The organism is Desulfovibrio simplex, from assembly GCF_055387835.1.
In genome coordinates this window covers 2,421,767-2,434,485 of record NZ_AP042377.1, presented here as the reverse complement: position 1 = coordinate 2,434,485, position 12,719 = coordinate 2,421,767, and the positions used below count along the sequence as shown (strand labels likewise).

The following is a 12,719-nucleotide window of genomic DNA, read 5'->3' as shown; positions in this document are numbered from 1 at the left end:
GTCATGCTAATCCTGTTTTTTCAGACGATCCAGGATTGCCATGAGCTGGGTTTTTCCTTCAAGCTTCTGCTTTTTCAGCTGCTTCAAGGTCTGTTCTTCAGTAGGGGTGCGGAAGGCCTTGCCTTCAAGCTTTTCTACCTGCTTTTCATAGAGCACATGATCTTCCCAAAGGGATTTCAGCTCCGGATCAGTGGCCGCATACTTATTTAGGATTTCTAGTTCATGCTGATCCATAAGAAATCTCCATTGTTAGATGTTCGGACGCGGAATCCCGCGAGTGAAACCGGTATTATTGCATGGTGAGGGCGTATTGCGCCAGTGAGGCAATCACAATGCGGTTGAAAAGCTCAATGCACAACAGCACCACCACAGGTGAAAAATCCATGCCGCTGGAGTAGGTAAAGGGCAGCCATTTGCGCACGCGATAGAACACTGGCTCCGTGAGGGCGCGCAGGGTGCGCACTATGGGATTATACGGATCCGGCCGCACCCAGGTGAGTACGGCGGCAATAATGACTATCCAGAAATACAGGCTCAGCAGTGAACCCAGAATCATAGCAACGGCGCTCATGGTATTGGCCAGAATGATCATGCGCCCTCCAGCGTGGCGGTCTTTGTGTCAACTTTCGTAAAGGCCCCGGCGGGGCCGGGCCTCATATCCTGGCGCTGCTTCTCGGCAGTGCGTCGTCCAGGGCCACGCGCAGGTCTGCATAATCGGCTGCTGTTATCTGTCCCCGCAAAGCGCCGCCGTTAAATGCGGCAAAGACCACGCCCGCCCCCTGGGCCGTTTCTTTGTCATGCTCGCTGTCGCCCACAAAAAGCACGGTTTCCGGCGGGGTCTGCCATGTGGCGCATATCCGCAAGGTGCCTTCGGGAGACGGTTTGGGCGCTGCCGTATCAGCTGCGACCACAGGATCAAAATAGGAGGGCAGGCCGAAAATGTCCAGAACCGTTTGTATTCCCTCAAGCCTGCGGTTGGTATGCACAGCCATGCGCACCTGCTTGTCCCGCAGATAGTCAATAAAATCAACAAACCCTGGTTGCAGACGCAGCATGGGCATAATGTCGCGATGGTAGTTGACCACGTTACTGGTCACATAGCTTATCTGATTATGCAAATGCGGCGGCACAATGTGCAGCAGGGCCTGCATGGCAGTGGCCATAAAGCAGAATTTTTCCTGCTCTGGCGTCATGGGCGGCAGATTGAAGTACTCAAGCACACGGTTGTAGAAAGCATTGTTGGATTCACGCGAATCCACAATGACGCCGTCGCAGTCAAATATGACCCCTGCAAGGCCATTGGCGAAAAGACGGCTCATGACGCGACCCTCACAAGCCACTGGCGTTCCGCATCCAGCGGCTGCGCGCCCGTGGGGCGGCTTCGGCCCATGGCGCGCCAGGCAGGGGCGCGGGCGCGGAGCAGGGCGGCGTGCGCCGGGGCAGCGGCGGGGGCGAAATCCAGGGTTTCCTGCAAGTCCTCCGCCATGGGGCCTTCGGCCAGAATGGGCATATCCGGCGGCAGAAAATACATGGCATTGGCCACAACCAGCCGCCAGGGCGGCATGAGACCGAGATCCAGCGAAACAGGCGCGCCCAGAATGCCCGTGCCCGCGTAGCCGCCGGAAGCGGCCAGCGCGTCGGCGTCTTCGTCCTCTACGCCGAGAGAGCGTGTGAACGTGCCGGATTTTCGCGCAAGGGCGCGGGCCATGTCGGCCAGCTCGGCCAGGCGTTCTTCCTGAAGCCATGCCCAGATAAGCGCCTTTTGGGCCTGCTCGCGCTCGATGCGCAGCTTGCGGGCGGCCTCGGCCTTGAGGGCGGCCTCAGTGTCCGCGCCGTCAAGGCCGCGCAGAAGCGCCATTTCCGAGGCGCGGCGGGCAGCGCGGGGATTGGCCGCCGCAGTGGCGCCCACTGGGAGGCCCGAAAGCGCGGCGTCGCCCATCTGGCGCAGGTCTTCAAGACAGGCGGCGGCTTCGCGCTGGCTGAACGGGTAGTCCGCCGGGCAGTACACGCCCTCCGGCGGAGCTTGCGGGAGGCCCGGCCACAGCAGCAGAGCCGCGTCAGCGCCGGGATGCACGGCAGACACGGCTGCGGCGTCGGCATCCTCCGGGCCGGAGTCAGACAGAGGGCCGCGCAAAAAAGGCAGCCGCACACAGGGGGTAGGTGTAGTCATTATACTCTCTTACAAGGGGCCGAGCGCCAGCAGGGGCACTGAAGCGTAAAGCGTGTGGTCTGCCATGCCTGATACATCATCTGGTATAGTCTACTTTTTCGTAACTGCTGCGGAATTTTCGGCAGCGACAACCGCACCGAACCGACGCCCCGATTCGGCATAATGCTCGCGCAGCACTTTCTCAATACGGTGAGGATCACGACTTTCAACGGCTTCAAGAATAAGAAGGTGGCGCTTTAAAAATTCTTGCGGCGTAAAAATTTTGTCCCAGATCCTGTAGTAGAGAAACTTTGAAATATGCCAGCAGGATTTTCTCGCCGTATCCACCATGAGATTGTTGTCGCAACGGACCATCAGGGCATTATGGAATGCGTCATCAACCTCGCTCAGATCTGACAGCCCCGAGGCTTGGCGGCAGGACTCTTCTATCTGCCGGAATTTATCGCGGATATCGCTCATGGCCTCATCGTTCATATGAGGTAAGGAGCGAACAATGCACGCACCTTCGAGCGTTCCCCCCATGTTGTAGCTGTCTTCAATCTCTTTGGCGTCCATCTGGCGTATATATTTTGCCTTTTGCGGCAAACTGCTCACCAGGCCTTCAAGGGCAAGGGCTTGGATAGCTTCGCGTACAGGCCCCCGGCTTATCCCCAATTTTTCGGCCAAGGCCACTTCCCGTATGGGGTCGCCAGGTTTGAGCGTTCCATTGAGCAAGCATTCCTTGATGTGGGAAATGACTTGAGCGCTGTAAGTTATGCAGAGATTGGCTTTCATCTGTTTTCAGGGTTTGTTTCTTAGGTTGCACCCCGAAACAGGTGGGGCATAGCCTGCAGGGCAGGCAGGTAAAGTGCTGCGCCAAGCCGCTGTAAAACAGTTAGCAGATTTGTGTCTCGCGGTCGAGAGGGTGGGCGTGTAACAGGAGCGCCAAGCGGCTACAGCAAGCAAGGCACACCGGTTGTTTTCGGTGAAGTATAACAGGGCTACACTTTGAAATTCAGTTAGTGTCACAAGAGTATTTTAAAAATATATATAATTAATTCATAATTATGCGAATATTGTGAATATTTACTCTTGACACTCCCTGGGGATTTGGGCAAAGGTGCATCACATAATGTTAACATTTAACATTTTATGTCGCAGGGTAAAACAGGCGCCCGCAAGACCCTGCCCGAAGCAAAACCAGAAAACGCATTGCGCCAAGGGACATCACAAACCGTAAGTCCGGAGTCAGAGTGAGGTATTACAACGAGGTCGTCAGACTGAACTTTTAAGCCTGTGAGGAACATAATGGCCGCACACTTAAAACGATCATTCCCGTTGTACGGGCAAATCCTGATGGGTTTGGCCATCGGAACAGCTATCGGTTTTTTGTGGCCGGACTTCGGCAAAACCCTGCAACCCATCGGAACGGCCTTTATCAAGGCCATCAAGATGATAGTCATCCCCCTTGTGTTTTGCGCCATTGCTCTGGGCATCAGCAAGATGAGCCAGGACATAAAGCAATTGGGCCGCCTGGGGGCGCTTGCTTTCATCTGGTTCTACGCAGCCACGGGAGTGGCCATCATCATCGGTATCAGCCTGAACCAAATATTTCATCCGGCTCAGGGGGTTGCCCTTGAATTCACGGGTACGTTGCCCGCCAACCTTGCTTCGCATATTGATTGGACGAAATTTTTTCTGGATATCATTCCCGACAACGTGATCATGGCCGCAGCCCAGCAGAAGATTATTCCCGTACTCTTTTTCGCCATATGTTTCGGCCTGTGTGTTGGCGCCATTGGCGAAAAGGGCAAGCCTGTCATCAGGGGGATGGAAGGCATTCTGGAAGCCATGTTCAAGCTGACCAAGGGGATCGTGGCCACTTCTCCTCTTGCCGTGGCCGCCATCATTGCCTGGGCCATCGCCTCGCAAGGCACGACTCTGCTCATCGCCATGGGCAAACTCATTGGCGTATTTTACCTGGGCATTCTGGTTATTATCTGCATTTTCATGGTCATTCTCAAGCTGATGGGCATTTCACCCCTGTATACTACCAAGAAAATCCTGGAACCATTGCTGCTGGGTTTCACTACCTGCTCTTCGGAAGTGACTTTGCCCGTGCATATGGAAATTCTTGAGCGTAACGGCATTCCTAAAAAAGTTGTTTCATTTGTCATACCTCTTGGCTACAGCTTCAACCTTGACGGCGCGGCCCTTTATCAGTCGCTGGCGATCACCTTTCTGGCAGAAGCCTATGGTCTGCATTTGGATTTCTCCCAACTCCTGACCATCCTCGTGACCACACTTATCGCCAACAAAGGATCGGCCAACGTACCGGCCGCGGCTTTGGTCGTTATCGCCGTACTCTGCCAGAGCCTGGGGCTGCCGGTGGAGGCCATTGCCATCATCACCGGCGTTGACCGCTTTATGGACATGGGCAGAACGGCCATCAATGTTTACGGAAATACTGTGGCCTGTGTGGTGCTCAACAAGTTTGGCGGCAAGCATCTTGCGGACGACGACCAGGGCGGAAACACCAAGATAGGGTTTGCGCAATGACCACCGCCCCTGAGAAAATCGCGGGAATTCTGGGCGGCATGGGGCCGGAAGCCACGGTGGACCTGATGCGCCGCATCATAGCCCATACGGACGCCAGGGACGATATCGACCATGTGCGCTGCATTGTGGACAACAATCCCAAGGTTCCGTCGCGCATCAAGGCCCTGTTGGAGGGTGGCGGCGAAGATCCCGGCCCGTGCATGGCGGATATGGCGCGCAAACTTGAAGCGTGGGGCGCGGATTTTCTGTGCATTGCCTGCAATACCGCGCATAACTACTACCCCTCCGTTCGCAACGCCGTGCGCATTCCTGTTCTGCACATGGTCGAGCTGACAGTGCAAGCCGTGGCGCGGCAGCGCCCGGATGTAAAAAAACTTGGCATTATGGCCTCACCCGCCGTACGTCTCACTCATCTGTATGAAGAGCCTTGCCGCAGGTTTGGCATCCAGGCGGTGTACGCCTCTCCCATGCAGGAACAGCGCCTCTTGGGGGTTATAAAAGATATCAAGGCCGGGCATACCGGAGACAGCGTACGTGCGGCCTTTGGCGAAATCGTCAGTGACGTCAAAGAGCAGGGCGCGCAGGGCATTGCCATCGCCTGTACCGAGCTGGGTATTATTGGCGGCGATTACGGAATTTTTTCTGTTGACGCGGCTGATGTGCTGGCCAGAACCATTGTGGAAATGGCCAAGGGAACAACAGCCCTTTGATGCACCGCAATATTGATATTGTGAATATTCGTTCTTGGCTCTTACTAGAGCAGATTAACTTTGAGAATATACATTCTCAAAGTTTAAGGCACGCTCACTTCGGCGTTTAACCGCGCAGATAAACTGCGCTGACGCCTCCGTAGCGAACGTCTGCTTACGCATCCACCAGAGCAATTTCAAAGTGAAATTGCTCTAAGGAGTTGAGCGAGAGTGCATCATTAAATGTTGACATTTGACATTTTAACATTTCATGCCGCAGGGTAAAACAGGCGCACACAAGTCTCTGCCCGAAACGAAACCAGAAAACGCGTCGCGTCAAGGAACAGCGCAAAACGTAAGTCCAGAGTCAGAGTAAGGTATTACAGTGAGGTCGTCGGACTGAACTTTTAAACCGATGAGAAACATAATGGCTGCACACTTAAAACGATCATTCCCGTTGTACGGGCAAATTCTGGTGGGTCTGGCCATCGGAGCCGCCATTGGCTTTTTGTGGCCGGACTTCGGCAAAACCCTGCAACCCATCGGAACGGCCTTTATCAAGGCCATCAAGATGGTAGTCATTCCTCTTGTATTTTGCGCCATAGCTTTGGGCATCAGCAAGATGAGCCAGGACATAAAGCAATTGGGACGGCTGGGTGGCCTGGCTTTTCTTTGGTTTTATACCGCTACGGGCATGGCCATCATCATCGGTATTACCCTGAATCACTTTTTCCACCCGGCGCAAGGGGTAGCCCTTGAGATTACCGGGGCAATTCCTGCAAACCTCGCCACGCATATCGACTGGACGAAATTCCTGCTGGATATCATCCCCGACAACGTGATCATGGCCGCAGCCCAGCAGAAAATTATTCCCGTACTCTTTTTCGCCATATGTTTCGGCCTGTGCATTGGCGCCATTGGCGAAAAGGGCAAGCCTGTCATCAGAGGGATGGAAGGCATTCTGGAAGCCATGTTCACGTTGACAAGAGGCATCGTTGCCACGTCGCCCTTGGCCGTGGCCGCCATCATTGCCTGGGCCATCGCCTCGCAAGGTATGGTTCTGCTTATCGCCATGAGCAAGCTCATCGGAGTGTTCTATCTGGGAATTCTGGTTATCGTCTGCATATTCATGGTCATACTCAAACTTCTGGGCATCTCCCCTCTCAAAACCACCAAAAAAATTCTGGAACCCTTGCTTCTCGGATTTACGACATGTTCTGCGGAGGTGACTCTGCCCGTGCATATGGAAATTCTTGAACGTAACGGTATCCCGAAAAAAGTTGTCTCTTTCGTCATGCCGCTGGGCTACAGCTTTAACCTTGACGGTGCTGCTCTCTATCAGTCGCTGGCAATCACCTTTCTGGCAGAAGCCTACGGCCTGCATCTGGATTTTCCCCAGTTGCTGACCATCCTTGCGACCACCCTCATCGCCAACAAAGGCACAGCCAACGTACCCGCTGCATCGCTTGTGGTTGTCGCGGCCCTTTGCCAAAGCCTGGGCCTGCCGCTTGAGGCCATCGGGATCATCACCGGCGTTGACCGCTTTATGGACATGGGGCGGACAGCCGTCAATGTCTACGGAAACACCATGGCCTGTGTGGTGCTCAACAAGTTCGGCGGCAAGCATCTTGCGGACGACGACGACCAGAGCGGAAACGTCAAGATGGGGTTTGCGTAATGACCGAACTGGGTATTATTGACGGCGATTACGGAATTTTTTTCCGTTGACGCGGCTGATGTGCTGGCCAGAACCATTGTGGAAATGGCCAAGGGAACAGCAGCCCTTTGATTTTTACCATAATCAACAGCAGACTATACTGCTATTTAAGGAGAATTGTATGAATCTCGCACAGTTTCCCCGTCGCGGCTACGTCAAGCATCCTACCCCGGTAGAACCCCTGCCAGCTTTCAGCAAGGCTCTGGGCGGCAAGGTCAACATCTGGATCAAGCGTGACGATCTGCTGCCCGGTACCGGGGGCGGCAACAAAACCCGTAAGCTGGACTTCTGTATAGCCGACGCCCTTGCCAAAGGGGCCGACACCATTATCACCTGCGGCGCTGTCCAGTCCAACCACTGCCGCCTGACTCTGGCCTGGTCCGTTAAAGAGGGCCTGGACTGCCACCTGGTTCTTGAAGAACGCGTGGCCGGCAGCTACAAGCCGGAATCTTCAGGCAACAACTTTCTGTTCCAGATGATGGGGGTGAAGTCCACCACAGTGGTTCCCGGCGGAAGTCCAATGATGCAGGAAATGCAGAAACTGGCCGATAAACTTGCTGCCAGCGGTCGTAAGCCTTACATCATTCCTGGCGGCGCTTCCAATCACATCGGTGCGCTGGGCTATGTGCAATGTGCGCAGGAATTGCAGCAGCAAATGTTCGAGCAGGGCTTCAATTTTGATCATATTGTCGTGCCCAGCGGCAGTGCCGGAACACACGCTGGCTTTTTGCTGGGCATTCTCGGCTGCAATATGAACATCCCCGTCACTGGCGTTGGCGTTAACCGTAAAAAGTCAGTGCAGGAACAGGCAGTGTATGATCTCATGCTGGAGACCGCCAACAGCATGGGCGTCAAAACGGCACTCCCGCGCGAATCGGTTGTGGCCTATGATGACTACGTTGGCCCCGGGTATTCCCTGCCTACGGACGCTATGGTCGAAGCCGTGACCCTGCTTGCCCGTACGGAGAGCATCCTGCTTGACCCCGTCTATTCCGGCAAGGCTATGTCCGGCCTCATCGACTTTGTGCGCAAAGATAAATTCCCCGTGGGCAGTAATGTACTTTTCCTGCATACGGGTGGTTCACCGGCCCTGTTCGCCTATCTGGATACATTTCATAAGTCCTGGGCGTAACTTGGTTTTTCGGTCGATTTGATTTTCCACTCCTGTCCGGCGGGCTCCGTATATCTGAGCGGAGCCCGCCGGACGGAAATTTTGAAACCTGCCCAATATTCCCAATACTTGGTACAAGAGACAAGAAAATATCGCAGGGCGTATACGCCCTGTGAGTTTATTCTTGAGGCGGTATCCACTGATTGTCAGACGCGCTTTTATCGCTTATATAGCACCCCAGCAACGCCGCAGCGTGAGCGGTAGACTGCCAATACCTCGCCGGCGGACCCGGCTCAGAAGGAGTAGAAACATGGAACAGGGTACCATCCGCCTGAAAACAGGCCTTGCGGAAATGCTGAAAGGCGGCGTGATTATGGACGTCACCACTCCAGAACAAGCCAAGATTGCTGAAGAGGCCGGGGCTTGCGCTGTTATGGCGCTGGAACGTGTGCCTGCGGACATCCGCGCCGCTGGCGGCGTGGCCCGCATGGCCGATCCCACCATTGTCAAAAAAATCATGGAAGTGGCCACCATTCCGGTTATGGCCAAGGCCCGCATCGGTCACTTTGTGGAAGCCCGCATCCTTGAAGCTATGGGTGTGGACTACATTGACGAAAGCGAAGTTCTCACTCCCGCTGACGACAAATACCATATCGACAAGCGCGATTTTACCGTGCCCTTTGTCTGCGGCTGCCGCAACCTGGGCGAAGCCCTGCGCCGCATTGCCGAAGGCGCGGCCATGATCCGCACCAAGGGCGAACCCGGCACCGGCAACGTGGTCGAGGCCGTGCGTCACTGCCGCCAGGTCATGAACGAAGTGCGTGTTCTCTGCGGTCTGCCCGAAGCCGAAGTTGCCAACTTTGCCAAGGAAATCGGCGCGCCTCTTGAAGTGTGTCTGCTCGTGCGCAAAGAAGGCCGCCTGCCCGTGGTCAACTTTGCCGCTGGCGGCATCGCCACTCCGGCCGACGCGGCTCTGATGATGCACCTTGGTTGCGACGGCGTCTTTGTGGGCTCCGGCATCTTCAAGTCCGGCGACCCGGCCAGGCGCGCCAAAGCCATTGTGCAGGCCGTGACCAACTACAAGGACTTCGCCATGCTGGCCGAAATATCCCGCGATCTGGGCGAACCCATGGTGGGCATTGAAATTTCCACCATTCCTTCCGGTGAGCGTATGCAGGAGCGGGGCTGGTAAGATGACCGCACGTTGCGTGGGCGTTCTGGCTCTTCAAGGAGCCTTTCGTGAACATATGGCCGCTGTGTCCAGGTTGGGCGTGGCGGCACGCGAAGTGCGCCAGCTCAAGGATATGGACGGCATTGATGCCATGATCATTCCCGGCGGCGAAAGCACCACCATGGGCAAGCTGCTCAACGAGTGGCATATGCTGGAGCCTTTGCGCGAACGCGTCATGCAGGGCATGCCCGTCTACGGCAGTTGCGCCGGGCTTATCCTGCTGTGCCGCACCATTGAAAACTCGGACCAGCCACGCCTCGGCGTGCTGGACGCCACCGTACGGCGCAATGCCTTTGGCCGTCAGGTGGACAGCTTTGAGACCGAACTCAGCATTCCCGAGATCGGCCCCGACCCTGTTCCGGCGGTATTCATCCGCGCTCCGGTGCTCATCAGCGTGGGGCCGGAAGTCAGGGTGCTGGCCGAAGTCAAGGGTCAGGCCGTGGCTGTGCGCCAGAACAATATTCTGGCCACATCCTTTCATCCGGAATTGACGCCGGATACGCGCCTGCACAGCTACTTTCTGAATATGCGCGGCCAATAGCCGCCTGAAACCAACAGCCTTCCTGTTTTGAACGGGGGGAACGTCGTCTGGCGTTCCCCTTTTTATTTTCCTCCCCTGAATTTTTCCTCAATTTGCCGTCAACGTGCCGCACGATTTAACATGGCCGACACCTGGCTGCCAAAATGGGCATGCACACTGCCTCAAGAACAACAGTTCAACCACCGGAAATTCCGGGGAGGCAGTTATGGAAACCACACTCATGCTCAGGCGTCTTCAGGAAGAACTTGCCGACGAATTGCAGCGTATGGGCCAGCTGCGCACCATTTTTCAGGCCCAGCATTTTGCCGACGAGGTGGATGCGGCCAGCCATCTGGAAGCCGCCCATCTGGCGCAGTGCAGCGCGCGACGCAGTGCTCAGCGCATCCGTGACCTCCAGAGTCTTTTGCATCTTTTACAGCACAACGGTCCCCGTCAGTGCGTCGACTGCGGCGACGACATCCCGCTTGAGCGCCTGATGGCGGCTCCGGGCACCACGCGGTGCCTTTACTGCCAGCAGCAGATGGAAAATATGGCCTTTCCTCTGACGGAGCAGCCTGAAAGCGCGCCAGCGTTCTGGCCGGCGGCATGGTCGGCATCGGTACCGGCTTCAGGGCCTTTGTCAGGATTTGACGCATCCGCCACACCAGAGCCCCGGTTTTGCTGAATACGGTAAACAATCAGGAGATCCATATGCAAGGAACCACAGACCTGCTACCCCTGGCACCGGGGCGGGAACCTTCAGGCAGAGGCGGCCCCGGCCGTTCGCCCCTGCGGCGTCTGGCCGGCGACCTGAACCGTCAGATGCGGGCCTTTGGTCGCAGTTTGGCCGGTTTGGCTCCCCTGGAACGGGCCGTGCTGCGTCTGCCTGTCTGCGACGCCCCGCACAGCTGGGCCGCCGCCAGTCTGACGCAACTGGATGTTGACGTGTGTTGTTCCGAGGAGAGCCTGGCCCGCATCCCTGCTGAAGGGCCGGTGATTTTTTATTCCAACCATCCCACTGGCGCTCTGGACGGCCTGATAATGGCAGCGCTGTGCGGAAGGGCGCGCCCTGATCTGAAAATATTTGCCAGTTCCCGGCTGCTGCAACTGCCCCAACTGGCTCCGCTGGCTCCCATGCTGCTGCCTCTGGACCTTTCGGGCGAAGACAGGGCGGCCAATGGCGCGTCCCTGCGCGTTGCCGTCAGGCATTTGCGCCGGGGCGGAGCCCTGGGAATTTTCCCCGCTGGCAGGGTGGCCCGCTGGCGCGCCGGAGCGGGGCTGGAAGAACAGCCCTGGACGGAGCTTTTGAGCCGCCTTGGCGAATGGCGGCAAAAGGAGGGCAGCGGGGAGGAAGCGTCCCGCGTCCAATACGTTCCCCTGCACGTGCAGGCCAGCGCCGATCCCTTCTTTCTTTCCGCCGCATTCCTGCATGAAGGACTTGCCACGGCCCTGCTGCCGCGCGTTCTCTGGCGGCAGCGCGGAAGTCGTGCGACGCTGTGGGTGGGAGAAGCCTTGAAAGAACAGAGCCTGACCGGCCTTGACCACGTGCAGCGCACCCATTGTTTGCGCATGTACCGTGAGGCTCTGGTTCCCGCGCGCAAACGCGCCATTGCTCAAAAAATCGCTGGCGAATGGCGGCAGGTACCGCTGGCCGAAAGCGCGGACCAGCAGGACTTCATGGCGGCTCTGGCGGCTTTGCCCGAGAGCAGCGTTCTGGCCAGGGAAGGCAGGTACAGTGTGTACGCGCTGCACGGCAGCGAGTGCCCACTCCTGCTGGACGAGGTGACGCGCCGCCGCGAGGAAAGCTTTCGCGCTCTGGGTGAAGGCACGGGCAAGGCCAGGGACACTGACCGCTATGACCCCCAGTATGAACATCTGCTGCTGGTGGATGAGGAGGCCCAGTGCCTGGCCGGTTCATACAGGGCGCGTCTGGTGCGGCCCGAAGATACAGCCAGCTGCGGACGCAGCAGCCTCTATACGGCCTCGCTCTTCCGGTATGATCCGGAATTTTTCCGCCAGTGCGGCAACGCGCTTGAACTTGGCAGAGCTTTTGTCTGCCTTGAATATCAAAAGGAATACGCGCCGCTGATGCTGCTCTGGAAGGGCATTGCCCGACTGGCCCTGCAAAAGGGCGCGCGCACGCTTTTTGGCCCGGCCAGCATAGGGCTGAACTACCGGCCCCAATCGGTAGACCTTTTGTGGCGGCATTTGCGGTTGCGCCACTGGCATGCCCCCCTTGCGGCCCTGGTGCGGGGGCGCAAACCCCGTCATCTGCGCAGCGAGCTGCCCTTTGCCCGGCAAATGGAGTATAACGGCGTCAACAGCGTGGTACGCCAGATGGAAGGCGGACGCGGCCTGCCCATTCTCTTTAAGCACTATTTGCAGTTGGGAGGGCGCATAGCGGCCTTTCACGAAGACAGGGCCTTTGGAACCCTGGACGCGCTTCTGGTTGTGGACCTGCTTAACGCGCCGGAAAAGCAGTTACGCCGCTTTCTTGGCGAGGAAGGAATGGTCGCCCTGTGTGGCGGCGCGTGCATGTGCGACCGGTCAGATCAGAGGCGCTGAAAAAACGCTCCCTCACCGAGGGCAGGCGTTGTCGCGGAGTTTCAGGCTCAGGCCGCCTTTGGGATAATGCCTTAGCAATGGATATGGCGCGCCAGGCACGACGCGCGCCATCACAGACACATGGCGTACGCGCCATATACCAAGAATTTCAGATCTCCAGCCCCTCCTCTCATCCCCC

The 12,719-nt window shown here is 57.0% G+C and carries 13 protein-coding genes; 8 read left to right on the top strand and 5 right to left on the bottom strand.

The genetic code is table 11. The annotated features are described in order from the left end of the window. Window positions 1–6: 6 nt before the first annotated feature. The 5 genes from ACZ5DH_RS10155 to ACZ5DH_RS10135 form a co-directional block, all read right to left on the bottom strand. On the bottom strand, window positions 7–234 hold the full coding sequence (locus ACZ5DH_RS10155; RefSeq protein ID WP_464254177.1) for a DUF465 domain-containing protein: 228 nt from the start codon (window positions 232–234) through the stop codon (window positions 7–9). Window positions 235–289: 55 nt separating this feature from the next. Next, on the bottom strand, window positions 290–592 hold the full coding sequence (locus ACZ5DH_RS10150) for a YggT family protein (protein ID WP_464254176.1): 303 nt from the start codon (window positions 590–592) through the stop codon (window positions 290–292). A gap of 61 nt (window positions 593–653) precedes the next feature. After that, window positions 654–1,319, bottom strand: coding sequence for an HAD family hydrolase (locus ACZ5DH_RS10145; protein ID WP_464254175.1), 666 nt, complete (start codon window positions 1,317–1,319; stop codon window positions 654–656). Beyond that, entirely contained in the window at window positions 1,316–2,170 is an 855-nt protein-coding gene (locus ACZ5DH_RS10140) for a hypothetical protein (protein WP_464254174.1), read from the bottom strand. The genes ACZ5DH_RS10145 and ACZ5DH_RS10140 overlap by 4 nt, the downstream gene beginning before the upstream one ends. A gap of 90 nt (window positions 2,171–2,260) precedes the next feature. Next, window positions 2,261–2,944 carry a GntR family transcriptional regulator gene (locus tag ACZ5DH_RS10135; RefSeq protein ID WP_464254173.1) on the bottom strand — a complete coding sequence of 228 codons (684 nt, stop codon included), beginning with the start codon at window positions 2,942–2,944 and terminating at the stop codon, window positions 2,261–2,263. A gap of 513 nt (window positions 2,945–3,457) precedes the next feature. Between ACZ5DH_RS10135 and ACZ5DH_RS10130 the strand changes: the two genes are divergently transcribed. From ACZ5DH_RS10130 to ACZ5DH_RS10095, 8 genes are all read left to right on the top strand, one after another. Beyond that, the gene (locus tag ACZ5DH_RS10130; RefSeq protein WP_464254172.1) at window positions 3,458–4,708 is read left to right on the top strand and encodes a dicarboxylate/amino acid:cation symporter; all 1,251 of its coding nucleotides are present in this window, start codon (window positions 3,458–3,460) and stop codon (window positions 4,706–4,708) included. Continuing rightward, entirely contained in the window at window positions 4,705–5,418 is a 714-nt protein-coding gene (cuyB, locus tag ACZ5DH_RS10125; protein WP_464254171.1) for a cysteate racemase, read from the top strand. Before ACZ5DH_RS10130 ends, cuyB begins: the two co-directional genes overlap by 4 nt. 406 nt (window positions 5,419–5,824) lie before the next feature. Beyond that, complete coding sequence (locus tag ACZ5DH_RS10120) at window positions 5,825–7,075, top strand: dicarboxylate/amino acid:cation symporter (protein WP_464254170.1); 1,251 nt, start codon at window positions 5,825–5,827, stop codon at window positions 7,073–7,075. Between the two features lie 160 nt (window positions 7,076–7,235). Continuing rightward, window positions 7,236–8,246 carry a D-cysteate sulfo-lyase gene (cuyA, locus tag ACZ5DH_RS10115; RefSeq protein ID WP_464254169.1) on the top strand — a complete coding sequence of 337 codons (1,011 nt, stop codon included), beginning with the start codon at window positions 7,236–7,238 and terminating at the stop codon, window positions 8,244–8,246. A gap of 289 nt (window positions 8,247–8,535) precedes the next feature. Then, window positions 8,536–9,417 carry a pyridoxal 5'-phosphate synthase lyase subunit PdxS gene (gene pdxS, locus ACZ5DH_RS10110; RefSeq protein ID WP_291300995.1) on the top strand — a complete coding sequence of 294 codons (882 nt, stop codon included), beginning with the start codon at window positions 8,536–8,538 and terminating at the stop codon, window positions 9,415–9,417. A 1-nt stretch (window position 9,418) separates the two neighbouring features. Beyond that, window positions 9,419–9,997: a pyridoxal 5'-phosphate synthase glutaminase subunit PdxT gene (gene pdxT / locus ACZ5DH_RS10105; RefSeq protein ID WP_464254168.1), complete on the top strand. Its 579-nt coding sequence runs from the start codon at window positions 9,419–9,421 to the stop codon at window positions 9,995–9,997. Between the two features lie 205 nt (window positions 9,998–10,202). Then, window positions 10,203–10,661: a TraR/DksA C4-type zinc finger protein gene (locus tag ACZ5DH_RS10100; RefSeq protein WP_464254167.1), complete on the top strand. Its 459-nt coding sequence runs from the start codon at window positions 10,203–10,205 to the stop codon at window positions 10,659–10,661. 26 nt (window positions 10,662–10,687) lie between these two features. Beyond that, window positions 10,688–12,541, top strand: coding sequence for a lysophospholipid acyltransferase family protein (locus tag ACZ5DH_RS10095; RefSeq protein WP_464254166.1), 1,854 nt, complete (start codon window positions 10,688–10,690; stop codon window positions 12,539–12,541). Window positions 12,542–12,719 lie beyond the last annotated feature (178 nt).